At 39.4% G+C, this 17605-nt stretch carries 14 protein-coding genes; 8 read left to right on the top strand and 6 right to left on the bottom strand.

From position 1 onward, the window contains the following. Positions 1 to 10: 10 nt before the first annotated feature. From I8T81_RS00595 to gshA, 5 genes are all read right to left on the bottom strand, one after another. Complete coding sequence (locus I8T81_RS00595; RefSeq protein ID WP_198071905.1) at positions 11 to 751, bottom strand: lysozyme inhibitor LprI family protein; 741 nt, start codon at positions 749 to 751, stop codon at positions 11 to 13. Further along, complete coding sequence (locus I8T81_RS00590; RefSeq protein WP_198071904.1) at positions 738 to 2642, bottom strand: glycoside hydrolase family protein; 1905 nt, start codon at positions 2640 to 2642, stop codon at positions 738 to 740. Before I8T81_RS00590 ends, I8T81_RS00595 begins: the two co-directional genes overlap by 14 nt. Further along, on the bottom strand, positions 2632 to 5925 hold the full coding sequence (locus I8T81_RS00585) for a type VI secretion system Vgr family protein (RefSeq protein WP_198071903.1): 3294 nt from the start codon (positions 5923 to 5925) through the stop codon (positions 2632 to 2634). The genes I8T81_RS00590 and I8T81_RS00585 overlap by 11 nt, the downstream gene beginning before the upstream one ends. A 167-nt stretch (positions 5926 to 6092) precedes the next feature. After that, the gene (locus I8T81_RS00580) at positions 6093 to 6608 is read right to left on the bottom strand and encodes a disulfide bond formation protein B (RefSeq protein ID WP_004704854.1); all 516 of its coding nucleotides are present in this window, start codon (positions 6606 to 6608) and stop codon (positions 6093 to 6095) included. A gap of 14 nt (positions 6609 to 6622) precedes the next feature. Beyond that, on the bottom strand, positions 6623 to 8200 hold the full coding sequence (gshA, locus tag I8T81_RS00575) for a glutamate--cysteine ligase (protein ID WP_198071902.1): 1578 nt from the start codon (positions 8198 to 8200) through the stop codon (positions 6623 to 6625). A 168-nt stretch (positions 8201 to 8368) separates the two neighbouring features. Between gshA and I8T81_RS00570 the strand changes: the two genes are divergently transcribed. From I8T81_RS00570 to I8T81_RS00550, 5 genes are all read left to right on the top strand, one after another. Next, positions 8369 to 8908: a DUF924 family protein gene (locus I8T81_RS00570; protein WP_198071901.1), complete on the top strand. Its 540-nt coding sequence runs from the start codon at positions 8369 to 8371 to the stop codon at positions 8906 to 8908. 60 nt (positions 8909 to 8968) lie between these two features. Next, positions 8969 to 9532 (top strand): CC0125/CC1285 family lipoprotein, encoded by a 564-nt coding sequence (locus tag I8T81_RS00565; protein ID WP_004704850.1) that lies wholly within the window; start codon positions 8969 to 8971, stop codon positions 9530 to 9532. A 13-nt stretch (positions 9533 to 9545) separates the two neighbouring features. Next, a complete protein-coding gene (locus I8T81_RS00560; protein WP_198071900.1) occupies positions 9546 to 10856 on the top strand; it encodes a DUF445 domain-containing protein in 1311 nt (436 codons plus the stop codon). A gap of 27 nt (positions 10857 to 10883) precedes the next feature. Next, positions 10884 to 12038, top strand: coding sequence for a pyridoxal phosphate-dependent aminotransferase (locus tag I8T81_RS00555; protein ID WP_198071899.1), 1155 nt, complete (start codon positions 10884 to 10886; stop codon positions 12036 to 12038). Between the two features lie 105 nt (positions 12039 to 12143). After that, complete coding sequence (locus I8T81_RS00550) at positions 12144 to 13511, top strand: MATE family efflux transporter (RefSeq protein WP_198071898.1); 1368 nt, start codon at positions 12144 to 12146, stop codon at positions 13509 to 13511. 56 nt (positions 13512 to 13567) lie between these two features. Here the strand turns inward: I8T81_RS00550 and I8T81_RS00545 are convergent, their stop codons facing one another. Continuing rightward, positions 13568 to 14401, bottom strand: a complete 834-nt coding sequence (locus tag I8T81_RS00545; protein WP_198071897.1) for an SDR family NAD(P)-dependent oxidoreductase — start codon at positions 14399 to 14401, stop codon at positions 13568 to 13570. 196 nt (positions 14402 to 14597) lie between these two features. Here I8T81_RS00545 and I8T81_RS00540 point away from each other — a divergent pair, with 196 nt between their 5' ends. The 3 genes from I8T81_RS00540 (at position 14598) to phoR (ending at position 17603) form a co-directional block, all read left to right on the top strand. Continuing rightward, positions 14598 to 15269 carry a TetR/AcrR family transcriptional regulator gene (locus I8T81_RS00540; protein ID WP_198071896.1) on the top strand — a complete coding sequence of 224 codons (672 nt, stop codon included), beginning with the start codon at positions 14598 to 14600 and terminating at the stop codon, positions 15267 to 15269. A gap of 255 nt (positions 15270 to 15524) precedes the next feature. Continuing rightward, positions 15525 to 16235 carry a phosphate regulon transcriptional regulator PhoB gene (gene phoB, locus I8T81_RS00535; protein WP_000650776.1) on the top strand — a complete coding sequence of 237 codons (711 nt, stop codon included), beginning with the start codon at positions 15525 to 15527 and terminating at the stop codon, positions 16233 to 16235. Between the two features lie 9 nt (positions 16236 to 16244). Then, positions 16245 to 17603 (top strand): phosphate regulon sensor histidine kinase PhoR, encoded by a 1359-nt coding sequence (gene phoR / locus I8T81_RS00530; RefSeq protein ID WP_049066296.1) that lies wholly within the window; start codon positions 16245 to 16247, stop codon positions 17601 to 17603. The last annotated feature ends 2 nt before the right edge of the window (positions 17604 to 17605 follow it).

The following is a 17605-nucleotide window of genomic DNA, read 5'->3' as shown; positions in this document are numbered from 1 at the left end:
TAACACATAATTACTCTTCATCATCATGACAATCATTTTTCTTGTTTTTTATATTCATATCAGTTGTATACTTAATTGCAAAATTTAAATTTATTAAATCTTCTTTTCTAAAGATTTTCGGAACTATATTCCAAACATTTTTACCGTTAGTAACGAATGCCAAATTAAATTCCGGAACTTTATTATTATTCGTATCAATTTGATATTCCACAGAAAATCCGTCTTTTTTCTTGCCAACAATATTATATATACGTGGCTCCTTTAACCCTTGATCACAAGCTTGATATATATAAATTTTGTTTTTTAAAATTTTAATTGTACTTTCACTACAATAACATCCACCTGTTTCTAACTCTTTCACAATACCATTTGTGTATTTAAATGGTTTTATTAGGTTTCCCTCTAAACTATCAAGGTCCAAATATGACTTTTTCAAATCTTTTATTTTAGAACTGTTAAAGTCACTTAAACATTTATAGTTTTCACTACTTGCTTCTTTCCCATTAAATTTACATTTTAAATTTCTATCTTTCAACCAAGAGCGTTGAGTATCTACCAGATACTTAACTTCATTTTTATTATCACTGATATAGCTTTTTATATCTGAATATATACTATTCAGATCATGCTCACTATTACTATATATTGTTTTCTCGTCTAACCGTTGTGGTTTATAATCTGCAGCATTTGAGCAGGCACTCAAACTAAAGACTAACAGTAAGCCAAGAAAATTAATATTAATGCCTTGCATCATATACTCCTTTAACAAATAATTGATATTCACTATTACGTCTTTTAGTTAAACCGAGATCTGGAACCCTTTTTCCATTTACAGTTATTTTATTTATATCCAACATTTCTTTAGGCCCATCTTTATAATTAGTTTCATTAATAAGCTTACATAAATTAGGTGCTTTACTAGCAATATTCCCAATATTGAATGCTAACGATACTAAAGCATCAAATTCATATTGGTAAAGCGGAACTCTAATAGCTTTCTTAACATAAGCTTCATGTTTCAAAACATCTTCATCAAAATAAGTTTTAGCCTGAGATATTGAGATAAAATCTTTTAAAGCCTTTTTCCCTAAAGCTTTACATGACGCTTGACCTACTAGATGTCCCCAACCAACTGTACAATATCCTTTAGAATCATTGTAATAATATGTCCCTTGCCCGTCAGGAGTTAAATATTTACCTTCCCATTCTTGAATAAATAATCTTGCATTTGTACTTGTTATTAAATTGCTTATAGGTATTCTATTTCCTTTCGGAGTCTGAGAAGGAGTTTGAGGTAACTGTAAATCAAAACTATTTCTATATCCTTCTAACAATATTGCTAAGGGATCAGCTATATCATCACGTCTTGAATATAGTCCATGCTCTTTTATTGTAAGATTTGACGCATCATCTAATGAAAAACCATTGCCTGTAAAATATTCAAAATGTAGCATCGAGACATTATGTGCTGTTTTTCCAGCAATAGGTATAACTGCTGGTCCATTGTTTTTTTTCATTACGCCTGTTTTACCCAATATTTGGCCTTGCGTAACGGGGTCGCCCACTTTTAATGTTATTGATTTTGGATCTAGTTCACCATACCTAATTATAAACTCTCGACCATCATCAGTTTTATGTCTAATACTTATTTGATTAGTGTGTAAATAAAATCCTTGTGAAGCTATTACTTTACCAGGCGCTATAGCTACTACTTCAAAGCCACTTTCTGCCTTGCTGACAGGTTTACAATTACTATATAAATCTCTTCCCGCGTGTCTTCTATTACCACCTCTATTTCTTCCAAAAATTGCCATAGAAGCATTAGTATCATTGAGTTTAGCGCCCCAATAATAATTTGACAGTTCTCCACTTATATCATTAATAGGTTTTACTTTAAAAGGAAAAATAATACTTGGTTTATAATTAGATATATTTTGTTTTGGATTACCAGTATCTTGACTTTCAGCATTCACATTTTTTAATTCTGGTGCTGTACTATTAAGAATCTGATCTTTAATATAATTATAGACTTTATCTGCACTAATATCAGACACCCAATCTGGAGCTTTTGCTAATGTACCAAACCAATGGTCATCTTTATCATCATGATTATCCTTCTTAGCAGCTCCATTATTAATATTAGAGTTATTATTTATTTTTTTTGGTTCTGCTTTAACTCCCTTGTTTAAAGGTAACTTTAGTATTTGTCCTTCAGAAATCTTATTTGCATCATTAATTTTATTTATTCTTTGAATCTCTTCAATATTACAATTCATTTCTTTTGAAATTTTTAATAAAGTATCGCCTTTTTTCACCTTATATGTTTTTCTACTATATTGACCAGCTTGCCCTTTCTCTCTGAGCTGAGTTTTTATTAAAACTGATGGACTATATAGCTTGACAATAGCATGGCTTTTTTCAAGACAGACTCTATTGATAAGTTGCATTTGATTTAAAATATTTTGAAAGTAGATATCAAGAACTACTCCTTTATCTCTACTTATGTCAACAATTGCTCCTTTAGAATTTGTTAATCCTTCAGCAACGAGTTTATTACCATTTTTTATTTGATATTTAGCATTCTTAATGGGATGTCCTAGCAAGTCTAATAGAATAAAGGTTACTAAACACTTATTTTTCATTCTTTTTCACTCCTAAAGTAAAATCCTCATCATCCCATTCATCAACAATTACATCCCACAGTTCTTGCTCTTTTCCAACTAAAACTTTTATATTCAACGGATCTTCTTTTGTAATTTTCCCAGTTCGCCCATGTTCATCTAGGCCTCCTGAGATAAATGAATTTGTTGCTGGAATAAAAGCTTTATAACTAAACTGACTAAAATCATTCTGCCAAAACAAATCATAAACATCCAACTTATTACTATACATCATGGTACTTGGCAGTTGAGGTACCTCATAAGAAACCTTGGCTCCACTCGTAAACAAATGCTGCCCAGCTTTACTTTCAAACTTACCGCCTGTTGTTGAAAACACGCCATTGGCATTAATTTTGAGCTGTGACCCACCAGCTGTTAATACAATTTCTTTAGGACTCGTAAGCTCGATTTTATCTTCAGTAGAAATGAGCTTGATGACCTTCTTGGCAATTGCTTCAATAGCATCATCTTGTGCTTGTAGTTCGAGCTTTCCTTTTGCTGCATAAGCACGCAAACCTTTTTGCGCAGCAAACAAACTGATTTTGTCTTGTGCATGTCCAATAATATTTTTCTGTGCACTCAAATTAATTGAACCGCTGGCACTTTCAGCAATATCTTGCGACGCTTGCAAAATAATATTTTCAGGCGTCGTCAAAGCAATGCCATTTGGCGATGCTAATAACATAAGCGCTTGTCTAAAGATTTTGCCTTGTTCTTGCTGTTTAGTATCGGAACTACTTTCTAAACCTTGGGTATAACCCTCCATAAAGCCTTGTAAAGAACTCAATGCTTTAGAAGGTAATACTTCCAATTTACTGCCTTTACTAAAAGTTCCGCATACACTCATCATGTCGAAGTCTTTAGTCTCAACATTGGCTAAGACTTTTCCGACCTCTTTAATACTCTCAAATGGATTTTTATAAATGCGATCTTTAATGCTGGCAAGTTTACCTTTAACGATATCGGCACCATGTTCTTCAACGTTTTCGATGAACGCTTTTAAGTTTTCCACTGCATCTTTGGCATCGGTAAAGAAAGCATTAAATTCATCTACAACGCCTTTTGCATTGCCGCCTAGTGCACCAATGTCTTGAATAAAGCCGCCACAGTCTTTTAAAGCGTGAATAGGATCGTTATTAATCCCTTCTTTAAATAGATTCACCGTACTATTTAATGCCTGACCTGTGGTTTTTAGCTCAAGCGACTGGATGAATTTAGGTAAGCGATTAATCACATTCAAAGCATCAGTTTGTTGCTTGGCTGCAACCTCACTGAGCATTTTCATGCTTTCATAGCCTTGTGAAAGTAAAGATTGTGCTTGTGCAGCCTCTAAATGGTCTGCAATCGCCTGCTCTTGTGCATAGGTACTAATCAGCATGCCTTTACCCGCACGCACAGCTCCCCAAGCATCTGTTCTGAGCTCAAAGCCTTCACCTCGGCCTTGGCTCGTCTCTTGTTCTTTCGGATGGCTTAAATTACCCAAATTCAGCTGTGTTGCTGCATGGCTACTTTGGAGTTGGGTACTAATTTGTCCAGTTGTGTCATCAAAGCGTAATTGGTTGAAGCCACTTCCATTGATTTCTTGACTGCGAATCCCGCTCAGTTTTTTAGTTGCAGGAAGCTGACCTTTTATATCGAATTTGGTTGGTGAGCGCTGCGCTTCATGGATGCGCCCAGTCACAAATGGACGGTCGATATTGCCATCAAAAAAGTCAATGACAACCACTTCACCAATACGCGGTAAGAAACGTGCGCCATAACCTTCTCCTGCCCAAGGAGTCAGTACATCCACCCAAGCCGAGTCGGTATCATTGTCATTGCTACCTGCGCCACCATCATGGCCATGATCATCACTACGGGTAAATAGAAAACGTACCTTAATACGTCCCCATTCATCGACATGAATGGTTTCTCCTTGTGGTCCCACGACTTTCGCTCTTTGTGGGTAGGCAATGGGGCGATGCTGTTCTGGATTATATTCAGGCGCAGTTTTGATTTGACGGCGTATTAGAGTCAGTTCATTACCTTGACGCTCTATATCATCGTAGCCGTGTTGATCCCAACGACTTTGGGTTAATAACTGGCTAACTTGCTGATGTAAATCTTTAGGTAAGTTATTTTGATTATAGAAGTTTTTAGCAATGATCAGGAACTCTTGATCTGCCCCTTCATGCTGATCAATTTCAGGGTGTTCACGTAGATTAAACCAATAGCCGACTTGGCTATCGCGGACACTACTATAGGCTTTAAAGTATTTAGCCCGACTCGCATGCATATCGGTGAAGTGCTGATTTAGTTTTTCTAACTGACTACTACCCGAAGCCGTTGCCTGATCTTCTCCTTTTAAATCTTGCATCCAAGCGGGGCTTACATGCCATGCTTGCTCAAGACTTAAAGTGGCTGAGTCAAAGCTGTCTGAATGTGTATGTGTAGTAACAACCGAACCATTACCCTCTTCTTGTGCAAGGGCATCGGGTTGCCAGCGCTGTACATGTACTGCTGTCGGTTGCAAACTTCGTACTGCAACAAAACCAGTAATACTATCTTGATATTCGGTTGCGCTACTTCTGTGATAGCGAATACTACGACGCTCTAAAGCCTGATACTGGCTATTGTCATCAATGAGTCTTAGTTTTTGAGCTTGTATTGGCGCAGTAAAATGTGGAACAAAAAGCTCTGACTCATCAATGAGCCAACTAATGCCTTCACTTCGCCATAAGCGCGTAAGAAAGTCATAGTCAGACTCATTGTGCTGCATGGTGAAAGGTCGAATATCATAGTTTTGACTTAACCCACCCAAGTCTAGACTTAAACTCGCAGCAAACAGTGGACTTTTTTCTTGCCACTCTTTAAATAGAACTTCGGTAATTTCTACGATACTTTTATTCATAAAAACACGACTATTACGGCGTTTGTGCCATAAATTTGTCGCATCTTCTAAAGTCAGCTTATAAAGCGTTAGAGCGCCATCACTTTGTCCATAACTGGCTTCAGTCACAATACCTGTTGTTCGGAACAATTGTCCCGAATCTGTGACCTGATCAACAGCGACTTGAACACCAATAAATTGCTTCAATGCAATTTGGGCATTGGTTGAAAGGCAAATCAACTCTGCCATTAGGCCACCATTCAGCTGATGTTGGCCTTCTATACGTTGTAAGAATATTTGGTTATTGAGTAGTTCATTAGAGAACTGTACATGGATAGCACGTTTCTGAGCATTTAGCCCTATTTTTTCCAAGACACTAAATATATTAAAAAGCATTTTTTTATAATCGTAAGGATATATAAACGGGTGCACTTTATAAAAAACAGAACTATCTGTCTACAAAATTATGCGCTATTTTTATCAATTTTTCTTATATTCTCACTTATTCTAAAGTGATTAAAAAAAAGCCCAACTTGAGTTGGGCTTTTTTAATCATATTAAACTTAGTTTTTAGCCGTCTTAAATACTGGATAAAAACGGAATAATTGCCATAAACAAACCAGTAATAGCAAAACAAAATACACTAATGACCAAACTGGCAAAGACTGACCTAAAAAGGTCCAATCAATAGCAGCACATTCACCTGAACCAGAAAGCACTTCTTGTAAAACAGCTTTCATCGGTAAAGCATCAATCAGGTAATTTAAACCCGGTCCACAACTTGGTACTTGGTCTGGTGGTAAATGTTGTATCCAGACATGACGGCCTGCCACGCCTACAGACCATAAAATTGCAATGCCTGCTAAAAATGCGTAGAAGCGTTTAATCGCATTGGAAACTGGGTTATGCAAAAATGCGATGAGTGCCACAAAACCCATTGCCATTAAGCCAACACGTTGAAAAATACAGAGCGGACATGGCTCTAAACCTTTTACATGTTCCAAATATAACGCAAAAGACATGCCGACAATGCTTGCCAGTACAAGCAGTCCACTCACCAAACGGTAACTTAATCGCATGTAAAACCTCGTTTTTATCTATATTGTTCAAGATACTGATCAAAGCTGATCTGACTATCTTGCTCAAGTTGTTCTTGCTGCTGTAAAGATTGTGCAGCCAATTGTTCAAAATATTGTAAAGTCTCTGCACTGATTTCATGCTTTTCATAACTTTCAGCATGCATCTGTGCCATATGACTGCCAAAGCTCCAAGTTCCACCATGCTTTAACGTGTCATCAATCACATGTGCAGATAATGTTTCATCTACTTCATCAATGCGTTCTTGCATTACGGTCAAAGCCGAGCTGTACAGAGTTGTTGCATAGGTCTGATCAAGTAATTTGGCACAAGCCTGCATGTTCGAAATATGCTGACGTGCCCAGTCCTCAATATGGTAAGACCCGTTTAAATCAGTAATGGTTGCGTTTGGCGCTCGACCACGGTTAACCACTTCTGTCTGGTTCTTCTCAATCAAATCTTGCTCAGGACACAACAACTCAAGGCTATCACTGAGTAAGCAATAAAGCGCCAATGCCTCAAGGAAACCAGCCGTTGTTTCATTTACACCAATTGGTGAATATGGATTTACATCTACTGCACGGAGTTCAACATAACCCACGCCTCGATTTTGCAAGGCTTGAGATGGTGTTTCACCCGCATGCGGTACCTGTTTTGGACGCACGAGACTGTAATATTCATTCTCGATTTGTAAAACATGGTCATTAATTTGCAACGGTTCACCAGAGGCATCATTTAACCCTAAACGGCTAAATGGCGGGTAAGGAGAATGTACTGCTTTTTGTAAACCAGCCAGATAACCAGATAGGTTGTTGTAGTGAATACCTAAACTTTTTTGTGCCGAGTTTTGGTAGCCTAAACGTCCCATACGGAGTGCTGTAGCATACGGCAAATAGTATGACCCTTTGATTAAAGGCAATAAATGATGTTGATGCCCAGTCAAAAAACAACGACAAACTGATGGACTCGCCCCGACTAGGAACATTACCAGTGGCGTTAAACGAATAAAGTTACGAATAAGTCCAAAATAACGGTGACTACGATAATCTTGCAGACTGAGTGATTTTAATTTTTCGTCAGTTTCATGTGCCTGCAAAGCAGAAAAAAGAGAATCTGGAAAAGATAAATTATAGTGTACGCCCGAAATCGTCTGCATACGGCGACCATAACGAATACCCAAACCACGGCGATAAAGCGTTTTAAAGCGACCAATATTAGAAGTACCGTATTGAGCTAAACGAATACGTTCTTCGTTGTCATCAAGCATACATGGCATAGACAACGGCCAGAGCTTTTCACCATTTTCTAAATGACGATGCACAACTGCATGAATATCGGTGAGTTCATGCAAGGCATCACCAATGGTTGGCTGTGGTGAAGTAATAAACTCCATCAACGCTTCTGAATAGTCAGTCGTAATTTTTGGATGTGTTAAAGCTGAACCTAATGCCTTTGGATGTAACTCTTGTGATAAGAACCCATTACTTTGCATACGTAGGCTTTCACGTTCTATTCCACGTAACATGCCTTGTAGTAGCGACGAATCCACCCAAGCAGGAATAACTGATTGAGATGGTGTAGTGGGTTGACTCATGCATTTGCTCGCTTATAAAAGATCACTATATACAAAATCGTGACATGATATGGATGTTGATATGATCACATCATTTCAGTTTGGCAATTTTTATCACAATCTTGTTATTTAAGACACGAAAGAATTGTGATTTTATTGAAGAATAATTGCTAAAGAGTTGTCAATATCATGAACGATCAAGACATTTTAAACTTCTGGTTTTCACCTGAACACCGTTCACTTTGGTTTGCAAAAAGTGATGATTTTGACAAAAAAATCCGTGATCAATTTGCAGACATTCATCATCAGGCGACTCAAGCAGAACTTTGGTCTTGGCGAAAAACAGCAGAAGGTCGTCTTGCAGAGATTATTGTGCTAGATCAGTTTTCTCGCAACATTTATCGTGATCAACCTGAATCTTTTGCTTATGACAGCCTCGCTTTAGCTTTGTCACAAGAAGCAATTAGCTTGCAACTCGATGCACAGCTTAATCCTGACCAACGCTCATTTTTGTATATGCCATTTATGCATAGTGAATCAAAATTGATCCATGAGTTTGCTTTAAAGTTATTTCAACGCCTCGGCAATGAAATTAATTTAAGCTTTGAGAAAAAGCATAAAGTGATTATTGATCGCTTTGGACGTTATCCTCATCGCAATGCCATCCTCGGACGTGTTTCAACACCAGAGGAAACCGAATTTTTATTAGAACCGAACAGCAGTTTTTAAGACTGCTCTATTTTTTAATGCTGAGTTATCCATTCTTCCATGCTCAGCTGGGAGTTCACCATGAAATATCTCTCTCTTTGTTTAGCTTTAGGCACTGCCTTAACTCTAGGTGCTTGTTCTACCATACCTAGCAAACCAAAAACTTTCGATCAACTTGGCCAGTTTTCAGCCTATCCGTTAAATGCACAAACGTTCCGAATCAGCTTCCAAGCTGACTCAAACATGAGCTATGGAACAGCTGAAGAAATTACCTTGGTGAAATCAGCACAAACGACTGTACAAAAAGGCTTCCGCTTTTTTAAAGTACAAAATGACCCAAGTAATCAAAGCCAGAAACCACCTCGTCAGGCCGTGGTTTACCCAGCTGCGCCAAGCTTTTATCCGTATGGATATGGGCGTCGTTATCCGGGTTTCTGGCATGATCCATTCTATGATTTCCCACAAGTGGTCAATATCGACCCTGTTCAAGTGTCGTATACTATTGAATGTTATCGGGATCAAAAGCAGGCTCCGCAGGACGCTTTTGATGCAACATTAATTCTCAAATCTATCGGACAAAAATATGGCTTAAGCCCGACAGGAGAATTGCTGCCACCGCCTGAGCCTCCAGTAAAACAAAAATGAATAGGATGACCGTATGAATATGGCAGAAGAAGTACACCATGCACCCAATCTGAAGCGCAGCAAATACTTTGCGACGATGGCGCTGGTTATTGTTGTAGTGTTGTGGATTGGGTTATTGGTTGCCAATCGCTTTTTGCCAGAGTACAGCAACTTAATTCATATTTTAATGTTAGGTGCGGAAGCTGGCGTAGTGGGTGGACTCGCAGACTGGTATGCCATTACCGTTCTGTTTCGCAACCCATTTGGTAAGCTTCCTATCCCTAAATTTTTGCGCGATCATACCGAAATTATTCCGCGCAATAAGGCTCGTATTGCAGAGTCAATGGGTCGATTTGTGCAGGAAAACTTCCTGTCACCTCAAGTGGTTGAACGAAGCTTAGAAAAAACCGACCTAAGTCTTGCCATTGGTCAATGGCTAGCAAGCCCACAAAACAACACACAAGTGGTACAGCTCATTCAACAAACGGTACCGAAAATTTTTGAATTTGTGAGCCAAGAGCAAATTGCCAATTTTGTGCAAAACAACAGCGTGCAATGGGTACGCAATACACAAGTCAATAAACTTGCCAGCGAAATGTTACGTGCAGTCTTGGAAAATGACTTCCACCAAGACGTATTGCAGCGTGGTCTCGATATCGCGCATGAGTGGGTCGTACAAAACCCTGATAAAACCCGTGAATTGACCCGAAAAATGTTTAAAGCGCTGGGTGTCTGGTCACTGGCAAAGGGTGCAAGCTGGATTGGTATTGATGTTCAGCAGCGCACGATCGACTCACTGATTGAAAAAGTAGAATCAATGCTAGCTGACCCTGAACACCCATGGCGGCAAGAAATTGAAACTGTTGCTCACTCTCTCATGCTTGAGCTGGCAAAACCAGATAGTGTTGCGAGCCAACGTCTAAATAGCGGTAAAGATGCACTGTTAGATAGTCCTCAAGTCCTAAACTTCATTAGCGGTGCTGTCACAATTTTATGTGATGCCATTAAAGAAGATTTAATGAAAGAAGACTCTGGCATTGCAATGAACCTACGTGCAGCAATCCAGCAACTCGGTGAAAACCTTGTTCAAAATACCAAAGTACGTGAAGTTCTCAACAAAGAAATGACAGGGCTTGCACTGACTTTTACCGATCAATATAGCCATAAAATCATACGCTATGTGAGTGAACGCATTCATGAATGGGACTCACGTGAAATGATTGGAAAAATTGAAAATGAAGTCGGTGGCGACTTACACATGATTCGCGTAAACGGCGTTGTAGTTGGCGCATTTATCGGTTTAACTCTAGGTGTAATCCGCGCAGCAATTGAATCGATTTTATAACCCTAATCATTTCTTTAAGAGAACAACATGCTACAGCTTCAGTCAAAATTGCCCGCACAAGGGGTCACTATTTTTAGTACCATGACGGCAATGGCACAGCGTTTGGGTGCACTTAACCTTTCACAAGGTTTCCCTGACTTTCCTGCACCTCCTGCTTTGCTCGAAGCCCTCTCACAGGCAACTTTGGCTGGACATAATCAGTACCCACCAGGTGATGGCATTCTCGCTCTGCGTGAACAGCTTGCTTTACAGTTTCAACAGCGCGACCAACTTCAACTTGAACCTGTCACACAAATCACGATTACACCTGGCGCGACCATCGCTATTTTCTGTGCCATACAAGCCTGCATCAACACAGGTGATGAAGTGATTATTTTTGACCCGAGTTATGACAGCTACGGCCCTTCTGTTCAACTAGCAGGTGGTAAAGCTGTTCATATTGCTCTGCAAGCACCTGACTTTAAGGTTGACTGGCAGCAAGTTAAAGATCTGGTCAATGACAAAACCCGTATGATTGTGGTGAACACGCCCCACAATCCAACTGGCACCATCTGGGAAGAACAAGACTGGTTAGAGCTTATTGAACTGATTCGAGATAAAAATATCGTGGTTTTATCTGATGAAGTGTATGAACACTTAGTTTTTGACGGTCAGCAACACTTTAGTGCCTTGCATTTTCCAGAGCTTAGAGAACGTAGTTTTGTGATTGGTTCTTTTGGGAAAACCTTTCATGTGACAGGTTGGAAAACAGGTTACTGTGTGGCTTCACCTGAATTAATGCGTTTATTCCGTCAGATTTACCAATATGCGAATTTCTGTGGCACGACACCTTGTCAGATTGCCCTAGCGCAATATATGCAGCAACATCCAGAACATATTCGGGAACTTTCACAGTTTTATCAAACTAAGCGGGATCGATTTAATCAGGCAATTCACAATAGCCGTTTTTTACTTAAACCGTCTCAAGGCACTTATTTCCAAAACCTTGACTACAGCCAGATTAGACCCGATTTAAACGATGTTGAAATGTGCCAGTTTCTTGCCGAGCAACATAAAATTGTGGCCATTCCAGTTTCGGTGTTTTACCAACAAGCGCCTGAGTCTTTACGCCTCATTCGTTTCTGCTTTGCTAAAAATGATGAAACATTGCAAAAAGCAGGAGAAATCTTGAATGAATGTTAATAAATTTAGAAACTTAGCATAGCAAAACACTACAAGAAATTTCCTCTAAATATGCTAAGTTGAATATCTGCCCCGCTCATCAAAGAGATGGGCGATGGAGAATACATGCCACCAAGACAGTCTTTAATTCATCAGCAAAATCTATGGAAAACATTTTTTGTTTTCTTATTGCCACTCATTGCAACCAATATTTTGCAGAACTTGTCCGGCACCATTAACACCATTTTTGTTGGCCAAATGATGGGGGTCGATGCAATTGCCGCAGTTTCTGTATATTTCCCCATTTTGTTTTTACTGCTGGCTTTTATTATCGGAATTTCAACGGGTACGACTATTTTAGTCGGGCAAGCATGGGGTGCGCAGGATATAGAAAAAGTTCAAAGTGTCGTAGGGTCTACTCTGTTTATGACCATTATTGGCGGTATCATTACCGCAATTATTGGTGTGTTTTTTGCCCATGATATTTTAGAGATTTTAGGCACCGACCCAAAGGTCATGCATCTCTCGTTGCCTTATGTGCAGTGGATGTTGGCAGGTAGTCCACTTCTCTTTGTCTATATTATCTATACCTCTATTTTACGCGGTGTAGGTGACAGTACGACACCTTTACTGGCACTTGCTTTAACTAGTGTAATTGGCGTAATTATTACCCCTATATTGCTTAAGGGTTATTTTGGTTTTCCTGCTCTCGGTATTATTGCACCGGCTATAGCGTCTATTATTAGTTATATTGCGATTCTAATTTTTCTGGCAATTTACCTAAACAAGAAAAAGCATCCGCTTCGACCGAACCGCCAACTTTTGCAGCATATTCGTCATAACCCAGACTTAAGCAAAATCATTTTGCGCCTAGGTGTGCCAACTGGTATTCAAATGATTACCACCTCTATGGCAGGACTCGTGATTGTAGGTTTAGTCAACCGTTTTGGCGCTCATGCGACAGCTGCATATGGTGCTGTGAACCAAGTACTCAACTATATTCAGTTTCCTGCTTTATCAATCTCAATTGCAGCTTCAATTTTTGCAGCACAAGCCATTGGTGCAGGTAAATCAGACCTACTTGCACGTGTTACCCGCACGGCTCTAGGTATGAACTTTTTATTTACAGGTACCCTAATCGCACTGGGCTATCTATTTTCAAAATATTTAATGGCTTTATTCATTACCGACCCAACTGTGGTGGTGTTAGGGCAGCAACTTTTATTTATTGTACTTTGGGCAATTTTGTTCTTTGGTGCAGGTGCCATTTTTGCATCCATCATGCGTGCTAGTGGTACCGTAACAGCCCCAATGCTATTAAACATATCGGCTATTTTATTTATTGAAATTCCATGTGCTTACTGGTTTAGCTCAATGTGGGGACTTAAAGGGATTTGGTTTGCTTATGCCTTGGCATTTGTCAGCCTCTGTATTGTTCAAGGCTTGTATTATCAGTTTATTTGGAAGAAAAAGAAGATCAAAGTTCTTATTTAGAATGCATTAAGCCTTATAAAAAAAGCCATCAAATGATGGCTTTTTTACATTAAAAGTTATTTCATTAATTTGGTCACAATGGTTGAAGCACGTTGGTACCCTGTCGGGAATAAACGTTGGAATGCATCCAGAATTTTTGCATCACTACCAATGAGTAAACGACGCTTATTTTTCAAAACTGCATCCAAAATTTGACGAGCCGCTTCTTCTGGTGGGGTACGCAATAACTTGTCAAAATTTTGAATCGATTTTGTCGGATCCATACCCAAAGTGTTCAAGCTATCGCTCATTTTTGCAGCTTTCGCAATGTTGGTACGAATACCGCCCGGATGTACGCACAAAGAACTCACGCCACTTTTTTCAATATCTAACTCTTGACGTAACGATTCGGTAAAACCACGCACAGCAAATTTAGTCGCGTTATAACCAGACTGAGTTGGCTGAGCTGTTAAACCGAATAAGCTGGAAATATTGATAATGTGACCATCTTGAGTTTGCTTAATAAATGGTAAAAATTCTTTGGTCCCGTAAACCACGCCCCAAAAGTTAATTCCAACAATCCACTCTAAATCTTCGTAGGTTGCGCCTTCTACAGTTGAACCTAAAGCAACCCCAGCATTGTTAAAAATGAGATTAACAGAGCCATGATCTTGCACGGTTTCCTGTGCCCACTGCTTTACTGCTTCGCGGTCAGAAACGTCTAACTTTTTGGTTGTTACAGTAATATTACTGTAGGGTTTTAATAGCTCAACAGTTTTCTCTAAACCCTTTTCATTAATGTCACTTAACGAAAGATGGCAGCCTTGTTTCGCCAAGAGAATTGCTAATTGTTGCCCAATGCCAGAACCTGCGCCCGTGATTGCAGCGACTTTGTTTTTAAAATTTTTCATTGTCCATCCTTTGTTTTTCGATTTGCACAACCGGTTCATTGCATGTGCATTTTAGACTCTTTTAATATAATTTTGACAATAATCATTGTCAATATAGTACACTGTAATTTCAGATAGATTGGCACAATTCTGCTGACCGCTTTATCATAGGCCTCATATTTGCCGAAAAACCGATAAATCAGGAAACCATTTATTTATGGCGACAAACGACTCAACCAGTAAAAAGAAAACAAAAACTGTGAGTAAAGAACGTCAGTTCAAAGGGTTATCTCTTTCTGAGCGTAAAGAAGCACGCCGTGAAAAACTCATTGAAGCGGGTATTGCGACTTATGGAACCCTTGGCTTTTTTTCAGTGACGGTAAAGGATGTCTGCCAAGAAGCAAAACTCACCGAACGCTATTTTTATGAATCTTTTAAAAAGAGTGAGGACTTATTCCAGACCATCTTTTTAAAAATGATTGAAGAGTTACAGCAAAACTTAATGCAAGCTGTGATTAAGGCGGCACCCGATCCAGAAAAAATGGTCGATGCAGGCTTAAGAGCACTGCTGACCACCTTAAAAGAAGATCCTCGTTTAGCCCGTATTGTCTATGTTGACGCAGTTCTGGTTCAGGAATTACATAATCAGGCCACCATTCAGGAAACCCTTGCTCAGTTTGACCGTATGATCCAAGCGTTCGTTATGCTGACCATGCCGCAAATACAGCATAAGGAAAATGAGCTATCTTTAATCGCAACTGGCTTAAACGGATACGTGACACAAATTGCGATTCGCTGGGTGATGGGAGGCTTTGAGCAGTCTCTGGAGCAAGTTTTGACAGCTTGCCGTATTGTTTTCTTATCTTTATTGGCACAAGTTTCAAAATAATATTAAAGTTTTTTGACACGACTTTGACCTAAGAAACCTATAGGAAAGCAAACTGGTAACACCTTGAATGATTTTAAGAAAATTTATGTTTTCCTGTCATCATTCGGTCATGTGCTTGCCGTATTTTTGTCACAAATTATTGCTAAATTCGATTTTATAGACTTTTCTGCAATGAAATTGTCATAATTAATCTTTGTAATAAGCCTGTCATAACTACAAAACGGTTCACCGTTAAAATCTACAAGGTATTACGCTGTGAAAGATGACTACATTTTAATTGTCGATGATGAGCTTCCTATTCGTGAAATGATCCATACTTCTTTGGACATGGCAGGCTTTCAATGTTTACAGGCTGAAGATGCTAAACAGGCTCATCAAATTATCGTCGACCAACGTCCGGCGCTTATCTTGCTCGATTGGATGTTACCTGGAGGGGTGAGTGGTGTCGACTTATGCCGCCGCTTAAAACGCGATGAAAACTTAGCAGAAATTCCAGTCATTATGCTCACCGCTCGCGGAGAAGAAGACCACAAAGTACAAGGTCTAGATGCTGGTGCAGACGACTATATGACTAAGCCATTTTCAACACGTGAACTGGTTTCTCGTATTAAAGCAGTTCTACGTCGTGCAAATGCATTAAGCGGTGAAAAAACAATTGATGCCAATGGTTTAATTCTTGATCCTGTAAGCCAGCGTGTAAGCTTTGGCAACAGCATTTTAGATATGGGACCAACTGAATATCGCTTGCTTGCATTTTTTATGACCCATCCAGAGCGTGCATATACACGTGCACAGTTGCTCGATCAGGTATGGGGCGGTAATGTATACATCGAAGATCGTACCATCGATGTACATATTCGTCGTTTACGTAAAGTCCTAGAACCTTTTGGTGTTGACCGATTTGTTCAGACAGTACGTGGTACAGGTTATCGTTTCTCAACACGTGCAGATTTAGCCGCAGGTTAACCAAAATTTATGTATGAACCCTACCCCGTCCCTGAACAGGTACGTGAACAAAAACTTTCTCGTTACAGTAGTTTATGGACGTTTGCTAAACAAGATTTACGGCTTTTATTATTTTTCCTGATTATTGCGGGTTTAGTCGGTTTAGGGGTTGGGTATTTCTGGAGCTGTATTTTTATCGCCTTCGTGGTGTTTTTTGCACTCCAGTTACGTTCTTTATATTTGGTCAATGATTGGATTGCCAATAATCCTTACGATGTTCCTCCCAACTTAAGTGGAATTTGGGGGGCATTATTGTTTAATGTGTATCGTGCTCAGCGTCAGGAACGAATTGTTCAGGCCGAAATGGTTGGGCTGATTGACCGCGCTCAATCCTCTTTAGTTGCGCTAGCTGAAGCCGTTGTACTCATTGATGATCAACATCAAATTGAATGGTGGAACCCTGCCGCAGAGCGTTTATTGGGTATTAGCCCACTCGACCGTGGTCGCAACTTATTAACGATTTTGCGCCAGCCTACTTTTATTGAATATTTTAACAACATTGATCAGGCACCTGACGGCATTAAGCTACATTCCAACTTTGATGATGATCGTTATGTGCAAGTCAAACTCACACGGTTTGGTGGTGAAAGCCGCTTACTTGTCGCTTATGACGTGACTCGTATGCATAACCTTGAGCAAATGCGTAAAGACTTCGTCGACAATATTTCGCATGAACTACGTACTCCATTAACTGTACTGAGCGGCTATATCGAAACATTTACCGACCAAGAAGATATTAGCCCACGCTGGAAACGTGCATTTGATCAAATGCAATCACAAACCAAACGTATGAATGCGTTAGTGAATGATTTATTGCTGTTATCGAATTTAGAAAACAACAAAAAAATTGCAAAAAATCAGATTATTGAAATGCCGAGTTTAATGAATCAACTCTTTGATGATGCTCAGGCTTACAATGCCGATTATGGACACACGCTCAATTTACATATTGATAGTCACTGTGACCTCATTGGTTCCGACATGGAAATTGCCAGTGCGTTTAGTAACTTAATTACCAATGCCATTAAGTACACACCAAAAGGTGGAACGATTACCATTGGTTGGCACGACGATGGTGAACATGCTTACTTTAGCGTACAAGACACGGGCATCGGAATTAACCCAAAACATTTGCCGCGGCTGACTGAGCGCTTTTACCGTGTAGACAGCGACCGTAGTCGTCAAACAGGTGGAACGGGTTTAGGTTTGGCGATTGTAAAACACGTGCTGATGCAACACGGCGCTTATTTAGACGTGCAATCTAAAGAAAATGAAGGGTCAACATTTACCGCAGTTTTTCCAAAAGAAAGACTATATAACATGACCTAAAA

This window comes from Acinetobacter seifertii (genome assembly GCF_016064815.1).
In the GTDB taxonomy this organism is placed as follows: domain Bacteria; phylum Pseudomonadota; class Gammaproteobacteria; order Pseudomonadales; family Moraxellaceae; genus Acinetobacter; species Acinetobacter seifertii.
This window is presented reverse-complemented; position numbering and strand designations above follow the sequence as displayed.